Source organism: Pseudomonas moorei (assembly GCF_042846945.1).
Taxonomy (GTDB): Bacteria; Pseudomonadota; Gammaproteobacteria; order Pseudomonadales; family Pseudomonadaceae; genus Aquipseudomonas; species Aquipseudomonas moorei.
Genome location: NZ_AP035776.1, coordinates 324,881 through 342,234 on the forward strand (window position 1 = coordinate 324,881; position 17,354 = coordinate 342,234).

Here is a 17,354-nt window from a genome sequence, read left to right on the forward strand (position 1 = left end):
TATCCAGCCTGATCAGACTTACTTGCTATCAGCCTTGGCACCTGCAGCGGTTTTGCCAGCTGCGGCGGTCGCGGAGGTCGCAGCCTCAAAACCGCTCTGGGCAGCGTCGGCAGCCTGTTTTACAGCTTTCTGTGCACTTTCAAAAACGGCACCGGCATTGGCCAGCGAAGATTTGAAACCAGCCACGACTGGCTCGGAGCCAGCCGGTGCATTCTTGCTGATCACTTCAACGAACTCTCGCACCTGCTGGGTGCCCGCCTCGACCTGACGCGAGGCCAGCTTGGCGATTTCCGAGTGAGTATCGACAATCAACGCTTGCACTTGGCGATTGTAATCAGACAGGCGTTCGGCTTGCACATTGGGCTGGGTCAAAGAAGTCTGGAGCTCAGCGAAACCTTGTGGATCACGTACCGAAAGCAGTTTGCGAAAGCCGTTGAACTGCTCTTCGGTGGTGGCCTGCAGGGTCTTGAACTGCAACTGGCTCATCTGCTCAACACTTGAGAAGATTTTGCCGCTGATTTGCTGCAGGAGGTCGAGGTTGGCTTTCTGAGCGTCTTGAAATTTTTCCGCGTTGAAAAAAGACATGCTTGAATCTCCTGGTTGGAAGGCCAACTCGGGCCTGAGGACGCGATAGCGATCCTGCCGGTCATCGCGTTAGGCTTTATATTGCAGCGCACAATTTCTTTTGGCAATGATTTTTTGTGCGCCGCACAAAATTCTTTACCCTCCTTTGGATATTCGCTATAGAATCCTGGCATGCAGATCGTCAGGAGATCCCCATGGGCCAGAAAGACATTAGTGCATCGCAACATGAACAGCCCTCCTCACAACGCGGCCTGTGGGAACACCTGAGTCACCTGCAGCGCCTGAATGCGCTGAACATCCTTGAGGCTGTGCGCGAGCGCCAGAAAAAAACCCTCGCGCCTCTGAAACGAAGTCAACTCAGACAACCTACACCCGCTCAATGGCAGGAATATGTCATCGACCTCGGCCAACGCTGCCTGCTGTTCTGGGACACCCTGCGCCAGCGCGGCGACAACAGGCTGGCTCATGAAAGCGCCGGGTATCCACTGCTACTCAAGTTCGATCATGAAACCTTGATCGCAGGCCCTGACCTTCCGCGCCCGGTCAACTTTTCACTGCTGCGGATCCTCCCCGGCCCCGAGCAAAAAATCGACAGCAACAGCCAGCCGGTGATCATCATTGACCCGCGCGGCGGACATGGTTCGGGAATCGGCGGCTTCAAGCAGGATTCGATAATAGGTGAGAGCCTCAGAGCCGGGCACCTCACCTACTTCATCTCTTTCAGCCATTCGCCACAGCCAAGGCAAACCCTGGCCGATATCGTCGAAGCCCAGGCCCGGTTCATCGAAGCCGTCAGCGCCCTACATCCGGCCAACAGCAAGCCGATCATCATCGGTAACTGCCAGGCCGGCTGGGCCTTGATGGAACTGGCGGCCACACGACCGGAACTCCCGGGACTGATCATTATCAACGGCGCCCCCTTGTCATACTGGGCCGGCGTCAATGGACGCAATCCAATGCGCTATACCGGCGGCCTGCTGGGTGGCGGCTGGATGGCTCGCCTTGGCAGCGACTTGGGCAATGACCGTTTTGACGGTACCTGGCTGGTCAGCAACTTCGAAAACTTGGACCCGGCCAACAGCTATTGGGGCAAGTACTACCAGCTGTTCAGCCAAGTCGACAGCGAAGCTGCGCGCTTCCTCGACTTCGAACGCTGGTGGGGCAGCCCGACCCTGCTCAATGGTGAAGAGATCGAGACGATTGTCGATGAACTGTTCATCGGCAACCAATTGTCGGGTGGTCCCGACCGCAAGAGCAACGGTATCGACCTGAAACGGATCGAAGTGCCGGTGGTGGTGTTCTGTTCCTACGGCGACAACATCACCCCGCCCCAGCAGGCATTGAACTGGATCGCCGATGCCTATTCCAGCGATCTCGCCTTGCAGGAGGCAGGACGAACCATCGTCTACCTGCGGCATGCCAGCATCGGCCACTTGGGTATTTTTGTCTCCGGCCAGGTGGCGAGGCGTGAACACCGAGGGTTGCTCGGCGCGGTCGAAGCCATCAATACGCTGCCGCCGGGGCTGCATGAAATGCTGATTGACGACCTACCGGCCCCTTCAGGCAGCAATGACGTGCAATACCGCGTGCGTTTCGAATCAAGACGAATTGCCGATATCCACGATGACGTCGAGCCGGCCCGTGATGACGACCGCGAATTCTCTTCGGTAGTGCGCACCTCTGAAATCAACAGTGCGTTTTACGACGGATCAATACGTCCGTGGCTGCGTCAGATCATCAACGAGCCCATGGCCGAATGGATGCGCAGGACGCACCCCTTCCATCAGCAGCAATTGTTTTGGAGTAGCTTGAATCCGGCGCTGTGGTGGTTGCCCGGGACAATTTCCACGGTCAACCGTAATCGTCGCCCCGTACACCAGGACAACCCGTTGCTGGCCTGGCAGGAGTTGTTCTCCAACCAAATGCAAGACACCCTGAATGCGTACCGCGATGTGCGTGACGCCACTCAAGAGATCTGTTTTTACGGTATTTACGGCGCACTGGGCGCCCTCAGCAGCACCCAGCCTGCACGAAATCCCCAGGCACTTGACCCCAACACCCAGTGAATCGGTTGTCATCCCGCAGGAGGCCCCCGTGGAGCCCCCAAGTCTTGACGAAGCTTCACAAAAATCAGCGGTGCATCCGTTCGGAGAAGTCGCTGGCAAAGCCTGGGATCTTGTGATCGCTGCGCCGACCGACCGAATTCATGAGTCGCAGCGGCACGACGTCCTTGAGCACAGGCAACGACTCATGGGCTCGATATTGTCCGGGGGTCATGCCGAACCAACGGGCGCATGCCTTATGGAAGCTGCTGTGATCATGAAAGCCGAGCAGGTGAGTCACATGCTTGAGGTTGTAATGAGAGTGGCGCAAATAGAATTCGGCCATCTGCCGGCGCACATCATTCAAGACATCCTTGAATTGCGTGCCGTCCTTCTCAAGGCCTCGTTGCAACGTGCGCTTGCTGATGTTCAGTGCCGCCGCAATCGATTCCATGTCACATTGCCCTTGGCCTTGCCCCTGACTCAAGCGCTCGGTCACCAGGCCGCGAATCCTGCCTACAATGGAGTAACCGGACAAAAGGTCCAGTTGAGCCACGGCAAAACTGTCATGCAGCGTGGCCAGCGCCTCATTGGCCATACTCAATGGCGTCAGGAGCTCCTGGCCATTGAACAGGATGCTGTCATAGGCCGCCCCGAAACTCAGCGGACAGCCAAAAAGCCGCTGATGCTGCGACGTGTCTTCAGGCTCGGGGTAAGTGAACTCCACACTCAAGGGTTGCGGTGACTTGCCACCTGCCAGCCAACGGCAGAAACCCAGCAGCGAAGCCAAGGCCGCATCCGTGTATTGCCGGGGTTTGAACGAGCCATGTTGCTGATGATCAAGACTGGCCAATCGATAATGCTGCTGCTCCTGGACAAGGAAAAGGCTGAATCCGGTACCGATCAACGGGCTGAAACGAACCAGGCGTTCCAGCGCCCTTTTCAGATTCGAACTGGACATCATTGTGTAACCCACGATCTGGAAACTGCTGGGATGGAATTCCCCGTAGGCCTTCAAACCGATATTGGGATCATTCGAAGCCTCGGCCGCCAGCTCCCAAAGACGATAGATAACGCTTCGCTCGCAGAATGCTCCTGGTTTATTCACGAACCCGACATCCAGTCCCGCCTCGTCGCACAGAGCGGCAAGGTCGAGCCCCTGGGCCAAAAATGTATTCGCCAGCACGCTGGCATAACCTGAACTAATCCTATACATGGCGTCCTCAATGACCAGTGGAACCGAACGTCCTGTCCGGAGCCGATGCTGACACGCGTTGAACATATTTCAACTCTGTTGCAGAAATATTAACTATCCATTCAGTTTTAAGTGTTGATCCAAGTATAGGTACTCCTCGTTTTTGCCATCCCCTTCCCTCCCCGCGTGGCACCGAAGGACAGGAGAACGTCACCTTCAAACACTTCCCGCAAAGCCCGTCGATAACCAACAATCCTCACTCCTGCAGCGCACAAAATGGAGTAGATGTATGGAATCGCGTAGTCGTATTGCTTTGGTAACGGGTGGTATGGGCGGTATTGGTACGGCAATCAGCCAGCGTCTATACAAGGAAGGATTCAAGGTAATCGTCGGCTGCAGTTCGGATTCCAGCCGCAAGAACGACTGGGCTGCCAGCCAGCGCGAGGCGGGGTACGAGTTCGAGTTCATCTATGGCGACGTGACCGATTGGGAGTCGACCCGCAAGGCCTTCGAGATGGCTCGTGAACAATTCGGCCCGATCGACGTACTGGTCAACAACGCCGGCATCACTCGCGACGCGTCTTTTCGCAAGCTCACCCCGCAAGACTGGGACAGCGTGATCGGGACCAACCTGACGGGCCTGTTCAACACCACCAAGCAGGTCATTGAAGGCATGCTCTTCAAAGGTTGGGGCAGGGTCATCAATATCTCCTCGATCAACGGTCAGCGTGGCCAGTTCGGCCAGACCAACTACTCCGCCGCCAAGGCTGGCATCCATGGTTTCACCATGGCACTGGCCCGGGAAGTCTCCGGCAAGGGCGTGACCGTCAATACCGTTTCCCCAGGCTACATCAAGACCTCCATGACCGCGGCCATTCGTCCGGACATCCTCGAAGGCATGATCTCGGGCATCCCGGTGGGTCGCCTTGGCCTGCCGGAAGAGATCGCCTCGATCGTGGCCTGGCTGGCGTCCGATGAGTCCGCCTATAGCACCGGTGCCGACTTCTCGGTAAACGGCGGCATGAACATGCAGTAACCCTGACCAGGGCATGAATGCCCTGGTTTGCTCGTCGAATTTTGTCTTTTCCATGAGGTCATGCATGAACGAAGTCGTAATCGTTGCCGCTACTCGTACCGCCATTGGCAGTTTCCAGGGTGCTTTGTCTGCAATTCCTGCGACCGAACTGGGTGCCGCAGTGATTCGCCGCCTGCTGAAGCAGACGGGTGTCGAAGCTGCGCAAATTGATGAAGTGATCCTCGGCCAGGTACTCACTGCCGGTGCCGGGCAAAACCCGGCACGCCAGACCGCTATCAAGGCTGGCTTGCCGCACACCACGCCTGCCCTGACCTTGAACAAGGTCTGCGGCTCCGGTCTCAAGGCGGTCCACCTCGCCGTCCAGGCCATCCGTTGCGGCGACGCGGAACTGATCATTGCTGGCGGCCAGGAAAACATGAGCCTGGCCCCCTATGTCCTGCCCAAGGCTCGTACCGGCCTGCGCATGGGCCATGCGCAACTGCAGGACAGCATGATCCAGGATGGTCTGTGGGACGCCTTCAACGACTACCACATGGGTATCACCGCCGAGAACCTGGCGCAGAAGTACGAAATCTCCCGTGAAGCACAGGATGCCTTCGCTGCCGCTTCACAACAGAAGGCCGCCGCCGCCATCGAGGGCGGGCGTTTCCAGAGCGAAATCACCCCGATCCTGATCCCTCAGCGCAAGGGCGAACCGCTGGCCTTCGACACCGACGAGCAGCCGCGTGTCGACAGCACTGCGCAAGCCTTGGCAAAACTCAAACCGGCCTTCCAGAAAGACGGCAGCGTGACCGCTGGCAACGCCTCGACCCTCAACGACGGTGCGGCCGTATTGCTGCTGGCCAGCGCCGCCAAAGCCCAGGCGCTGGGCCTTCCGGTACTGGCCAAGATCAAGGCCTATGCCAGCGCCGGCGTAGACCCGTCGATCATGGGCATCGGCCCGGTCCCGGCGACACGCCTGACCCTGCAAAAGGCCGGCTGGAACGTTGAGGACCTGGACTTGATCGAAGCCAACGAAGCCTTCGCCGCCCAGGCGCTGGCGGTTAGCAAAGAGATGGGCTGGGACACCAGCAAAGTCAACGTCAACGGCGGCGCGATCGCCCTTGGTCATCCGATCGGCGCGTCGGGGGCACGGATCCTGGTGTCGCTGGTACACGAACTGATCCGTCGTGATGGAAAGAAAGGACTCGCCACCTTGTGCATCGGTGGCGGACAAGGCGTCGGCCTGGCTATCGAACGCTAACCAATGGCATCCGAGTAGCCAATGCGCGGACCAGATCCCCTTGCTCCGCGCATCAGGCTGGCATCAGACAACGTTGCCCGCCTCCCTTGCCGTCGCTACGCCGCAATCCGGCATAGCGCGGCTTTTTTCTGCCCGGCACATCGGTATGAATTTTATGGACAATAACGCGCATACATTCAAAACTTTCTGGTCAGGACAGGTTCCGTTCATCGCATCTTTTGCAGTGCAACAACTGCGCCTATGGGTGAGCACCAATCCCTGGTTTTCCGGGCATGACCATGACATCTGGTTCGATCTGCCTCGCGAAACCCTGGACAGCCTTCAAGCGGACTACCAGGTTGAATGGGCCCAACTCGGCCAAAAACTGCTGACCGGCCAACCCTTCAGTTTCGATGATCGACGTTTCACCAGCGGTAACTGGAGCGCGCCACTGTTCGGCTCCCTCGCCGCGTTTTACCTGCTCAACTCCAGCTTCCTTCTGAAACTGCTCGACAAGCTGCTGATCGACGAAAAGAAAGCACGCCAACGCCTGCGCTATCTGGTGGAGCAAGCCATTGCCGCCAGCGCACCGAGCAATTTCCTGGCCAGTAACCCTGATGCGTTGCAGCGTGCGGTCGAGACCCAAGGTGCCAGCCTGATCACAGGGATGCAGCATCTGGCCAGCGACATGAACGAAGGCAAGATGCGCCAGTGCGATAGCGGCGCCTTCAAGGTTGGTATCGACCTGGCCAATACCCCCGGCGAAGTCGTCTTCGAGAATCAGATCTTCCAACTCATTCAGTACTACCCGCAGAGCGAAACCCAATACCAGCAGCCGGTTCTCGTGGTACCGCCGTCGATCAACAAGTACTACATCCTCGATCTGCGCCCGGACAACTCGATGGTCCGCCACCTGCTGGAAAAGGGACATCCCGTATTTCTGGTGTCCTGGCGCAACTTTGACCAGGAACACGCGGGCACCACCTGGGATGACTTGATCGAGCATGGAGTGATCAACGCCCTGCAAGTGACCCGCGGGATCAGTGGCCAGCAGCGAATCAATTGCGTGGGTTTCTGCATCGGCGGCACCCTGTTGAGCACTGCGCTGGCGGTACTGGCTGCACGTGGCGACCGCGAGATCGCCAGCCTGAGCCTGTTCGCCACGTTCCTGGATTATCTGGATACCGGCCCGATCGACATCTTCGTCGATGAAGAACTGGTGGCCTACCGCGAGCGCACCATTGGTGGTGTGAACGGCCCCATCGGCCTGTTCCGTGGCGAGGACATGGGCAACACCTTTTCCCTGCTGCGCCCCAACGAGCTGTGGTGGAACTACAACGTCGACAAATACCTCAAGGGACAGAAACCGATTCCACTGGATCTGCTGTTCTGGAACAACGACAGCACCAACCTTCCAGGGCCGATGTACTGCTGGTACCTGCGCCACACCTATCTGCAGAACGACTTGAAATCAGGCGAGCTGGAGTGCTGCGGGACCAAGCTGGATTTGCGTGCAATCGACGCTCCCGCCTACATTCTTGCCGCCCATGACGATCACATCGTGCCGTGGAAGAGCGCCTACGCCAGCACCCACCTGCTCTCCGGGCCCAAGCGTTTCGTACTGGGCGCTTCCGGGCATATCGCTGGCGTCGTCAATCCGCCGGCCAAGCAGAAGCGTCATTACTGGACCAACAATCGGGTCACCAAAAACCCGGAGACCTGGTTCAAGAATGCCGAGCAGCAACCCGGTAGCTGGTGGAATGACTGGTTCAACTGGCTGGCGGGACACTCCGGCGAGCGCAAACCCGCGGTTGCGCACACCGGCAATGACAAATACCCGCCTCTGGAGCCGGCTCCAGGCAGTTATGTGAAGCAATGAAAGACTGCTGTGGAGCAGAGCGCGACATCGCCTGCGACACAGCAGCTTGATCTCAAAGACAAAGATCAAATCACGCAAACGCAATAGATAGCCGCCGGTAAGCCCAACCGACGGCACATCATTTGTTTGGGTACAAGGAGAGAAGCTCCATGAGCACCCCGTTTCGCATCAACGAAGCACTCTTGATTGCAGGTCAGGCATTCGAACCTTTTCAATGCGTCGCATGGGCTCCGCAAGACGGTAATGGCGAACTGAGCCTGTCCGTCATGGACCGAGCCAGCACGCGTATTTGTCGCAAACAGGTTCCAAGCAGTACCTATTCGGACCCGGCGCAGCTGGAAAGCCTGTTGCAAGAAGTGCGCGCCGAGTTGAGCCAGGGAGGCTACACGCTGCAATCCTGGGCGATGCCAGGGTAAGCATTGTCGCGGGCTGGAATTTTTTCCCGAAACGCAGAAACGAAAAATCCCTGAATAATCAGGGCTTTTTCGTATAAATGTGGCGGTGAAGGAGTCCGCTATTTTAGCGTGTTTATAAGTCCAGCGACGTTCAAGGATCTCGATAAAATCTCTATAAAAACATAAAGTTGACGTAGATATTTTCTTTTGTGGTCCAGGCGTGCCTATAGGAAGCCAGGGTCCAAGGTATGGGCTGGAGTATGGGCTGGCATTCATTTAGATTGAGTCATCATCCTTTCAATTAGGAAGTGAGTGATGGCTATGCCAAATCTGAAGTTTATCGGCTGGTTTGCAGACCTAGATTTTACGTAGAAACGCGATTTTCAGTTCTACTTTGGGCGCCAATCGCGCTGAAAAACGTTTTTACGCACTCTGGGTCGATTTCGGCCCGTCGCCACTAGTCACTTCCAGCAAAATTCTGTTAGCAAACAAACCAAGACGGTTGGTCAAATTCCTCCGCGTGCCGAGAGAAACGCAACCGCCGTGAAAGTAAAGTCATACGCAACTTAAACCGGGCGCTAAACCGGGTATGACACATATTGAAGCGTACCAAAACCTAGATTTCATAATGCCTGCACCCTATGACTTCTGGTTTAACGTGTAGCCACCCGCTCAAGAAAAAGCCGCGTTTGATACGCGGCTTTTTTGTGCATGCTGTCCCGGCCTGAATCAGATCTTTTGAGTACGCGGCAGGAAAATCGCCAGCACTCCGAGCAACGGCAGGAACGAACACAGCAAGTACACGTATTCGATACCGCGAATATCCGCCAGATGGCCCAGCAAGGCCGCGCCAATGCCGCCAAAACCGAACATCAGGCCGAAGAACACCCCGGCAATCATCCCGACATTGCCCGGCACCAGTTCCTGGGCGTAGACCACGATCGCCGAGAACGCCGAAGCCAGGATGAAGCCGATGACCACGCTCAGAATGCTGGTCCAGAACAGATCAACGTGCGGCAAGACCAGGGTGAACGGCGCTACGCCGAGGATCGAGAACCAGATCACCGCCTTGCGCCCGATCTTGTCGCCGATCGGCCCACCAAAGAAGGTCCCCGCCGCAACCGCACCGAGAAACAGGAACAGGTGCAGTTGCGAACTGGCCACCGACAGGTCGAACTTCTCGATCAGGTAGAAGGTGAAATAACTGGTGAAACTGGCCATGTAGAAATACTTGGAGAACACCAGCAGCCCCAGCACTACCAACGCACTGATCACCCGGCCTTTGGACAAGCCGTGAGTCGCCGCCTGGCCCTGTTTGAGCTTGAACAGGTTCAAATGGTTGGCGTACCAGCGGCTGATGCGGTAGAGCACGAACAACGCAAATACAGCGAACAGGCCGAACCAGGCCACATGCCCCTGACCGTAGGGAATGATGATGGCGGCCGCCAGCAAGGGACCGAAGGCCGATCCCGCGTTGCCACCGACCTGGAAGGTCGATTGCGCCAGCCCGAAGCGCCCGCCCGAAGCCAGTCGCGCCACACGTGAAGCTTCCGGGTGAAAGGTCGAGGAGCCGATACCGATCAACCCCGCCGCCAGCAGAATCAATGGAAAGCTGCCGACCACCGACATCATGAGAATCCCGACCAGCGTGCACACAGTGCCGGCGGGCAACAGCCAGGGCTTGGGATGGCGATCGGTGTGATACCCGACCCACGGCTGCAATAGCGAAGCGGTCAGTTGAAAGGTCAAGGTAATCAGGCCGACCTGAGTGAATGTCAGGCCGTAGTTGGCCTTGAGCATCGGGTAAATCGACGGCAATACCGACTGGATCAGGTCGTTGATCAAATGCGCCAGCGCCACCGCGCCAATGATGCGCATCACCAGCGGACTGCTTTGTGAAGGAGTGGCCGCCGATGCAGTGGCGGACTGAGCATTGCTGATAGCCATGAGAATTTCCGGACAACAGGTAGGTGCGCACAGGCAGGTGCGCCAATGTGCCATTTTTCGGTGCAATAATGCCATCCCCTTAGCCTGCTAACGACTTCGATATTCATCGGCAAAACAGTGATAGCTCAACGCCATGGTCTGAATCTTGCCTCGCTCTTGCGCTTCAACGCGGCCCCTTACAAAGGGGACCGAGAATGGGAAGTTTCACCACAGAGTCGGCCTACAGAGCGGGCAAAGGTGAACTTTCGAGGCCTTTTACGGGGCACAGATCGTGGTCGCCAAGACCTCGATGCACGCCAATGGCGCGTGGTGTCCGAAGGAGTCATGGGGCATGCAGGCTTTTTTATCACCGGGGATCCGGCTGCTGGGGCGTTTTGGCTTCGCACGCAAATTTCAGCTGTTGTTTCTGCTGTTTATCCTGCCGCTGGCCGGCAGTCTATGGATGATTGGTCTGGACTATCGCGACAAACTGAACCTGATTTCCGGCGAACGGGCCGGGGTCCGTCAATTACTCGCTCTGGATGCGCTCGATAACCTGCTGGAGGCCCAGCGTGACCGTGCGGCTCGCTGGCGCGCCACCGAAACCAATCGCCAGCCAACGCCGGCCACCCTCGCCGCCATGGGCGCATTCGACGCGGTCCAACCCGCTGTCGCCCAAGCCACTTCAGACCTGAGCAGCGCCCTGCAAAAGGAAGGCGCGGAAGGCGAAACCCTGACCCGTTTTCAAGCGCTGCAAACTGCCCTCAACGGCCTGGATTCGAAAAGTCTGAGCAGCGTCGGTTGGTGGCCGGACGGCTACGATCGCTTCACCAACGCGTTGAGCGCTCTGCAAGCCTTGCGCGAGCAGATCGCCATGGATAATCGGCTGACGCTGGCACCCTGGCTGGAAACCTACCTGCTGACTCAGATCTCCACCCAGCACGCGCCCGACCTGATCGAACGCGTCGGCCGCCTGGCCAGTGTCGGTCAGGCTTCGGTGGTGTCGGGGCAATTCACGTTGCAAAGTCGTCTGCAACTGCGCGACTTGCGCAGCCGCATCGGCGATGCCCGGGAACAACTGGTCAAAACGGCAGGTTTACTTGAGGCGCGGTTGCCCAGCGCGCTGCAAGGCTGGGCCGGGCAATACCATAACAGCCTCAAGCACCTCGACGCCGGCCTGAAAGTCCTGGATGACGGCGTGTTCGGCGGCAGTATCACCCTCAAGCCCGAGGAGTTCGAACGCAGCCTCGACGCCCTGCTCTCCGACCTTGCCGCGTTGCGCCAGCAATCGTTGGTTTCACTGGATCAGCGTCTGGATGACTACCAGGGTTCTGCCATACGCCAGTTCATTTTGGCGGCGAGCATATTTGGCTGCCTGCTGCTGGCCGCGCTGTACCTGTTCATCTGCTTGCAAGCGTCGATCCGCCGTAGCGCCAGCGGTATCACCTTGCTGGCCGAAGCCTTGCGCGATGGCAATCTGAGCTTGCAGGTGCCAGTACAAGGCCGCGACGAACTGGCAGCCATCAGCACCGCCCTCAACGTCGCGGTGGTGCAATTGCGCGCCAGCCTGCTGGGGGTCGACCACGAAACCCTGCAACTGAGCAATGCGGTGCAAACCCTCAATCATCACTCCGCCGACGCCTTGGGCGAGGTTGAAGCCCAACAACTGCAAATCAGTCAGATTGCGGCGGCGGCGACACAACTGGCCGCGACCTCCCAAGGCGTGTCCGACAGCTGCGAACGAGCGTCCGGCAGCGCTCAGCAGACTCAGCGTATCGCCGCCGACAGCAGCCGTGACAGTCAGCGCACAACGGCCAGCATCCAACAACTCAATCAACGCCTGAATGACACGGCAGCGGCGCTGGGACGGGTCAGTGAGCAGGGGCAGCAGATTCAACTGGTGGTCGATACCATTCGCGGCGTCGCCGAACAGACCAACCTGCTCGCGCTCAATGCCGCCATCGAAGCAGCTCGCGCCGGTGAACAGGGCCGCGGCTTCGCGGTGGTGGCCGATGAAGTGCGCAGCCTGTCACAGCGCACCCAGTCCTCGACTGCGCAAATCGCCGGCACCGTCGACAGCCTGCGCAGCACCGTGAACGAAGCCGTCAGCCTGATGGAAGCGGCCTGCGGGCAGGCTCAGACCGATGCGCAAGCCGTCACCAGCCTCGGTCATCGATTGGGGGAGATTGCCAGCGCCGTCCAGGGCGTCACCGACACCCTGGCGCAGATCGCCACGGCGGTCGACGAGCAAGCGAGCACCGCCGATGAGGTCAGCGGCAACATCCAGCAAGTCGATCAGGCGGCGGTCCGCTTGCTCGAAGGCGCGCGGGCGGTGAACCTTGCGGCAGACACCTTGAGCCAGGGCAGCAAGGCTTTGAGCGCCAATACCGGCAGATTTCAGCTCAAATGATGCCCTGCCCTGACCCGTTTTTTCGGGTCAGGAGGATAAGCGGTTGAAAGTGTAGAGAAATATTTTAGATTTATGCTTGACGCATCCCCGTTACCGGTGAATAATGCGCGCCACTTGGCTACATAGCTCAGTTGGTTAGAGCATAGCATTCATAATGCTGGGGTCCGGGGTTCAAGTCCCTGTGTAGCCACCAAGTACTAAAAACGGCTTACCGAAAGGTAGGCCGTTTTTTTATGCCTGCCTTTTATGCCTGCTGTAGGAGCGAGCTTGTTCGCGATGATCGTCAACGATGACGCGGCGAGCCTGATACCCCGCAGCGTCTCTGGATTCATCGCGAGCAGGCTCGCTCCTACATAAAACAGCCTCAACCTCAGATCGTTGGCAACGCCGACAAAGCCCGCTCCCAGATCTGCCAGGTCCGCAACCAGACCATCGCCTGCCAGTCGCTATCAGCCGGATAGAACTGCTCCAGCAGATTCAACTTGATCTCGCGCCCCACCGCGTCGCTCGGATTGCCGTGCAGATGCAGCCAGTGGTCATCACGCAGATGGCGATGCACCTGTGCTCCCGGATACGTTCCGCACTCAATGACGAATGGCATCAGCCGCACCTGCGGCAGCGCATTGATCAATGCCTGGGAGGTGTAGCCAGTCGCGGTGGCCGCAACACCGGTTTCGCTCAGGGTGTCGGCACCGGTGTGCAAGGTGTAGAGCCACGGACCATAAATCGCCTGTGCATCGACCAGCGCCGGATAGGCCGCTTCGGTGATCGTCAGCAGCATCGGATGGCCGTATTCGCCGGCACCTGTGTGCAAGTCGAAACACATGGCGACATTGGCATGGGCTACATGCTTCTGGATGATCTGGTGCAAGGTGCGATTCGACCAGCTCGGCGCCAGGCCGCCATAGAACAAGCCATCGGGATGCGCATGCTGCCCGCCTTCGACAATCGACATGACCGCCGGCCAGCCGTGTTGGCGAATCTGCGCATCCAGCAAGGCGTCCGTGCGCTCACGCTCGGGACCTTGCAACTGGGTGCAGGCGTAGATTTCGTGCAAACCCTCATACGCCTGATTGTCCGGCAGGGGCCGCTCGAAGTTCAGGTGATTGCGGTTGAGGTCGATGTTGTCTTCGTTGACCCGACGCAGCCACGCCGTCCCCCAGGGGTTGATCAGGTGGATCATTACCACGGCGACATCGGCCGGCAACGAACGCTTGCCCAGCTCCTGCAGCCACTTGATCTGACACCCCGAGCCATAGAAGCCTTCAACCCCATGAGTGCCGCTGAGCGCGATCAGCAGACGTTTGGCGCCCGGATCACCCAGGACAGCCACATCGGTGCTCAAGGCCTCGCCGAAGGGTCCTGTGAGCGGGTGTGGATACTCGGTCAGCGTCGCCCCGGCGGCGGTGGCCGCCGCGAGGAATTGTTCGCGCTGGGTGCGGTAGCTTGGCTGGGTCGGGAACTCGGTCTGCATGTCTGCCTCTTGTTGATCTTCTGGCCTGCCTGATGGCATCGACCCTACAGAAATTCCATCCATTGATGAAGGAAAAAAGCGTCCTGGCCGTGGGACATGGTTTGCGTCACCGGGCGGTGGCCGATAAAGTCCACGAATCCTTTATCCCACGGACGGAGTGCCCCGCATGTTCTCAGCCTTCCACTTGAAGCGCATGCGCCTGTCAGCGTTGTCGATGATCACTGTGGCTTTAGCCCTGACCGCCTGCAACGCGCCATCTGTCTCGACGCTACCGGTCGCGCCGGAAAGCGCTTCCGGCTATCGCACCGACCTGCAAACCCGGCACGCCTCGAAGCACATGGCAGCCGCCGCCAACCCGCTGGCGGCCGAGGCCGGGCGGGAAATGCTGCGTCGTGGCGGTTCGGCCATCGATGCGGCGATTGCAATGCAAGCGGTGTTGACGCTGGTCGAGCCGCAATCGTCGGGCATTGGTGGCGGCGCTTTGATCATGCTGTGGGACGGCAAGAACGTGCGCACATATGACGGCCGCGAAACGGCACCGGCCGGTGCCACGGAAAGGCTTTTCCTGCAAGCCGACGGCACACCCATGCCTTTCACCCAGGCGCAGATTGGTGGTCGCTCGGTAGGGACGCCAGGCGTATTGCGCGCCCTGGAACTGGCCCACAAAAAACACGGCCGCCTGCCCTGGGCACAGCTGTTCGAACCGGCGATCAAGCTGGCGGAGCAAGGCTTCGTCATTTCGCCACGCCTGTATCAGTTGATCGCGTCGGATTCGTCGCTGCGCAGTTCGCCCGACATGGTCGCCTATTTCCTGAATGCCGATGGCCGCCCGAAAGCCGTTGGCACCCGCCTGAAAAACCCGGCATTGGCCGCCGTGCTGCAACGCATCGCCAACGAAGGGCCGGATGCGTTGTACCAGGGCGCCGTCGCGCAGGAAATCGTGGACAAGGTTCAGGGCCACGCCAACCCCGGCAGCCTTTCACTGAGCGACCTCAAGGGCTATACGGCCAAGGAGCGCGCGCCACTGTGCACCGATTACAAGCGCTGGCAGGTCTGCGGCATGCCGCCACCGTCGTCGGGCGGGATCGCCGTGGCGCAGATTCTCGGCACGCTTCAAGCCTTGGAGACACGCAATAACCGCTACGCCCTGGCACCGCTGAAACCGGTGAAAACCGACGCGCCTGCGGGCAGCGAACCGTCTCCGCAAGCCGTGCACCTGATATCCGAAGCCGAGCGCCTGGCCTATGCCGATCGCGCGCAGTACGTGGCGGATACGGACTTCGTGCCGGTACCGGTGAAAGGCCTGGTAGACCCGGCTTACCTGGCCAGCCGCGCCGCACTGATCGGTGAACGCAGCATGGGCACGGCTGAACCGGGCACGCCTCCGGGCATTCAGATTGCCTATGCGCCGGACCGGTCGCCGTTGCGTATTTCCACCTCACAGGTGGTAGCGATCGACGACGAGGGCGGCGCAGTGTCCATGACCACCACCATCGAGTCTGCGTTTGGCTCGCACCTGATGGTGCAGGGATTCCTGCTCAACAACGAAATGACGGACTTTTCCTTCATCCCCGATGAGCATGGGCAAAAAGTCGCCAACCGCGTCGAACCCGGCAAGCGCCCACGTTCGTCCATGGCCCCGACCTTGATCTTCGACCGCCAGAGCGGTGAATTCCTCGCCACAATCGGCTCACCCGGCGGTTCGCAAATCATCGAGTACGTCGCCAAGTCCACCATCGGCCTGCTCGACTGGAACCTCGATGCGCAGCAAACCATCAACCTGCCCAATTTCGGCAGTCGCAATGGCCCGACCGAGCTGGAACGCGGGCAGTTCAGCCCGGCGCTGATTCAGGCGTTGAAAGCCAAAGGGCATGAAGTGAATGAAATCGACATGACCAGCGGCACCCAGGCGATTGTTCGAACAAAGGATGCCCAAGGCAAAGTATCGCTGACCGGTGGAGCCGACCCTCGGCGTGAGGGAGAAGCGCTGGGGGATTGAGTCTTACGCAGAGATGAGAAAGGGCCTACCGAGGGGGTAGGCCCTTTTTTGCAGTTTGAGATCAGGCCAGCGCACCCGCTTATCGACTGATTTTCAGCGTCTGCCGAATCCGGTGTTTCTCCAGCGCCAGCTCGATCAATCGCGTGACCAGTTCACTGTAGGTCATGCCAGCGGCCTGCCACAGTTTCGGGTACATGCTGATGCGGGTGAATCCGGGTAGCGAATTGATTTCGTTGATCAGCACTTCACCGCTGTCGGTCAGAAATACATCGACCCGCGCCAGACCGGAACAGCCCAGGACATGGAACGCCTCGACGGCCATGGCACGAATACGTTCGCTGGCCTCATGACTGATCTGGGCCGGCACCACCACTTCAGCGGCCTTGTCATCGATGTATTTGCTGTCGTAGGAATAAAACCCGCTGTGCACCACGATTTCGCCACAACCGCTGGCGATGGCGTCTTCGTTACCGAGCACCGCGCATTCGATCTCGCGGCCGCTGACGGCAGATTCGACCAACACTTTCTCATCGAAGCCCAATGCCAGTTCGATTGCCGCGGTGTATTCAGCTTCGTCGTTGACTTTGCTCACGCCCACGGAAGAGCCCTGGTTTGCCGGCTTGACGAACAGCGGCAGACCAAGCTTTCCCGCCATCTCGGCAAAGCCGTTGCGCGCCGCAGTGGTACGGGTCAGGGTCACGAACGGCGTGACCGCCAGCCCGGCATCGCGCAGCAAACGCTTGCTGATGTCCTTGTCCATGCAAACCGCCGATCCGAGCACATCGGAGCCAACAAACGGCAGGTCGGCCATGCGCAAGAGCCCTTGCAGGCAGCCGTCCTCACCGAGGGTGCCGTGGACAATCGGGAAGATCACATCGACATGGCCCAACAGCTCCTGGCTGGAGGTTTCGACCAGTTGCTGGCTCGCCTTGCCCGGCACGACCGCCAATTCGCGATTGGACTGATTGAGAGCGATCAGCGCCGGGTTTTCCTGGTTCAGCAGGAAATTCGACGGGTCATTGAGGTGCCAGTGGCCTTGCTTGTCGATACCGATCAACACCGGCTCGAAGCGCGAACGATCCAGCGCATCGACGATGTTCTTCGCCGATTGCAACGACACTTCGTGCTCTGCCGAACGCCCCCCAAAAATAATCCCCACACGCAACTTGCTCATTGCCTGGCCTCTTTGTG

At 58.9% G+C, this 17,354-nt stretch carries 12 protein-coding genes and 1 tRNA gene; 8 read left to right on the plus strand and 5 right to left on the minus strand.

Going from position 1 to position 17,354, the window contains the following annotated elements; genetic code table 11:
* Positions 1 to 18: 18 nt before the first annotated feature.
* The gene (phaP, locus tag ACGJAX_RS01580) at positions 19 to 585 is read right to left on the minus strand and encodes a TIGR01841 family phasin (RefSeq protein ID WP_390957259.1); all 567 of its coding nucleotides are present in this window, start codon (positions 583 to 585) and stop codon (positions 19 to 21) included.
* Between the two features lie 194 nt (positions 586 to 779).
* Here phaP and ACGJAX_RS01585 point away from each other — a divergent pair, with 194 nt between their 5' ends.
* On the plus strand, positions 780 to 2,651 hold the full coding sequence (locus tag ACGJAX_RS01585) for a DUF3141 domain-containing protein (protein WP_390957260.1): 1,872 nt from the start codon (positions 780 to 782) through the stop codon (positions 2,649 to 2,651).
* 64 nt (positions 2,652 to 2,715) lie between these two features.
* On the opposite strand, the gene ACGJAX_RS01590 is transcribed toward ACGJAX_RS01585, so the two are convergent.
* Positions 2,716 to 3,843 carry an AraC family transcriptional regulator ligand-binding domain-containing protein gene (locus ACGJAX_RS01590; protein ID WP_390959782.1) on the minus strand — a complete coding sequence of 376 codons (1,128 nt, stop codon included), beginning with the start codon at positions 3,841 to 3,843 and terminating at the stop codon, positions 2,716 to 2,718.
* 268 nt (positions 3,844 to 4,111) lie between these two features.
* On the opposite strand from ACGJAX_RS01590, the gene phbB reads away from it, so the two are divergent.
* The 4 genes from phbB (at position 4,112) to ACGJAX_RS01610 (ending at position 8,375) form a co-directional block, all read left to right on the plus strand.
* Positions 4,112 to 4,858 carry an acetoacetyl-CoA reductase gene (gene phbB / locus ACGJAX_RS01595; protein ID WP_390957261.1) on the plus strand — a complete coding sequence of 249 codons (747 nt, stop codon included), beginning with the start codon at positions 4,112 to 4,114 and terminating at the stop codon, positions 4,856 to 4,858.
* A 64-nt stretch (positions 4,859 to 4,922) separates the two neighbouring features.
* Positions 4,923 to 6,101 (plus strand): acetyl-CoA C-acetyltransferase, encoded by a 1,179-nt coding sequence (locus ACGJAX_RS01600; protein ID WP_390957262.1) that lies wholly within the window; start codon positions 4,923 to 4,925, stop codon positions 6,099 to 6,101.
* 154 nt (positions 6,102 to 6,255) lie between these two features.
* Complete coding sequence (gene phaC, locus ACGJAX_RS01605; protein WP_390957263.1) at positions 6,256 to 7,959, plus strand: class I poly(R)-hydroxyalkanoic acid synthase; 1,704 nt, start codon at positions 6,256 to 6,258, stop codon at positions 7,957 to 7,959.
* A 149-nt stretch (positions 7,960 to 8,108) separates the two neighbouring features.
* A complete protein-coding gene (locus ACGJAX_RS01610; protein ID WP_390957264.1) occupies positions 8,109 to 8,375 on the plus strand; it encodes a hypothetical protein in 267 nt (88 codons plus the stop codon).
* A 708-nt stretch (positions 8,376 to 9,083) separates the two neighbouring features.
* Here ACGJAX_RS01610 and ACGJAX_RS01615 read toward each other — a convergent pair.
* Positions 9,084 to 10,301: an MFS transporter gene (locus tag ACGJAX_RS01615; RefSeq protein ID WP_390957265.1), complete on the minus strand. Its 1,218-nt coding sequence runs from the start codon at positions 10,299 to 10,301 to the stop codon at positions 9,084 to 9,086.
* A gap of 331 nt (positions 10,302 to 10,632) precedes the next feature.
* Here ACGJAX_RS01615 and ACGJAX_RS01620 point away from each other — a divergent pair, with 331 nt between their 5' ends.
* Both ACGJAX_RS01620 and ACGJAX_RS01625 read left to right on the plus strand, forming a co-directional pair.
* Complete coding sequence (locus tag ACGJAX_RS01620; RefSeq protein ID WP_390957266.1) at positions 10,633 to 12,690, plus strand: methyl-accepting chemotaxis protein; 2,058 nt, start codon at positions 10,633 to 10,635, stop codon at positions 12,688 to 12,690.
* Positions 12,691 to 12,806: 116 nt separating this feature from the next.
* Positions 12,807 to 12,883 (plus strand) — tRNA-Met (locus ACGJAX_RS01625).
* 177 nt (positions 12,884 to 13,060) lie between these two features.
* On the opposite strand, the gene ACGJAX_RS01630 is transcribed toward ACGJAX_RS01625, so the two are convergent.
* Entirely contained in the window at positions 13,061 to 14,164 is a 1,104-nt protein-coding gene (locus ACGJAX_RS01630) for a DUF2817 domain-containing protein (protein ID WP_390957267.1), read from the minus strand.
* A 166-nt stretch (positions 14,165 to 14,330) separates the two neighbouring features.
* Here ACGJAX_RS01630 and ggt point away from each other — a divergent pair, with 166 nt between their 5' ends.
* On the plus strand, positions 14,331 to 16,163 hold the full coding sequence (gene ggt, locus ACGJAX_RS01635) for a gamma-glutamyltransferase (protein ID WP_390957268.1): 1,833 nt from the start codon (positions 14,331 to 14,333) through the stop codon (positions 16,161 to 16,163).
* Between the two features lie 79 nt (positions 16,164 to 16,242).
* Here the strand turns inward: ggt and ddlA are convergent, their stop codons facing one another.
* Positions 16,243 to 17,337: a D-alanine--D-alanine ligase gene (gene ddlA / locus ACGJAX_RS01640; RefSeq protein WP_390957269.1), complete on the minus strand. Its 1,095-nt coding sequence runs from the start codon at positions 17,335 to 17,337 to the stop codon at positions 16,243 to 16,245.
* Positions 17,338 to 17,354 lie beyond the last annotated feature (17 nt).

Coding starts and splice junctions, on each gene's coding strand:
- ACGJAX_RS01590 (WP_390959782.1), bottom strand. CDS start 3,843: ATGTATAGGATTAGTTCAGGTTATGCCAGCGTGCTGGCGAATACATTT.
- phbB (WP_390957261.1), top strand. CDS start 4,112: ATGGAATCGCGTAGTCGTATTGCTTTGGTAACGGGTGGTATGGGCGGT.
- phaP (WP_390957259.1), bottom strand. CDS start 585: ATGTCTTTTTTCAACGCGGAAAAATTTCAAGACGCTCAGAAAGCCAAC.
- ACGJAX_RS01585 (WP_390957260.1), top strand. CDS start 780: ATGGGCCAGAAAGACATTAGTGCATCGCAACATGAACAGCCCTCCTCA.
- ACGJAX_RS01630 (WP_390957267.1), bottom strand. CDS start 14,164: ATGCAGACCGAGTTCCCGACCCAGCCAAGCTACCGCACCCAGCGCGAA.
- ACGJAX_RS01620 (WP_390957266.1), top strand. CDS start 10,633: ATGCAGGCTTTTTTATCACCGGGGATCCGGCTGCTGGGGCGTTTTGGC.
- ACGJAX_RS01610 (WP_390957264.1), top strand. CDS start 8,109: ATGAGCACCCCGTTTCGCATCAACGAAGCACTCTTGATTGCAGGTCAG.
- ACGJAX_RS01600 (WP_390957262.1), top strand. CDS start 4,923: ATGAACGAAGTCGTAATCGTTGCCGCTACTCGTACCGCCATTGGCAGT.
- ddlA (WP_390957269.1), bottom strand. CDS start 17,337: ATGAGCAAGTTGCGTGTGGGGATTATTTTTGGGGGGCGTTCGGCAGAG.
- ACGJAX_RS01615 (WP_390957265.1), bottom strand. CDS start 10,301: ATGGCTATCAGCAATGCTCAGTCCGCCACTGCATCGGCGGCCACTCCT.
- ggt (WP_390957268.1), top strand. CDS start 14,331: ATGTTCTCAGCCTTCCACTTGAAGCGCATGCGCCTGTCAGCGTTGTCG.
- phaC (WP_390957263.1), top strand. CDS start 6,256: ATGGACAATAACGCGCATACATTCAAAACTTTCTGGTCAGGACAGGTT.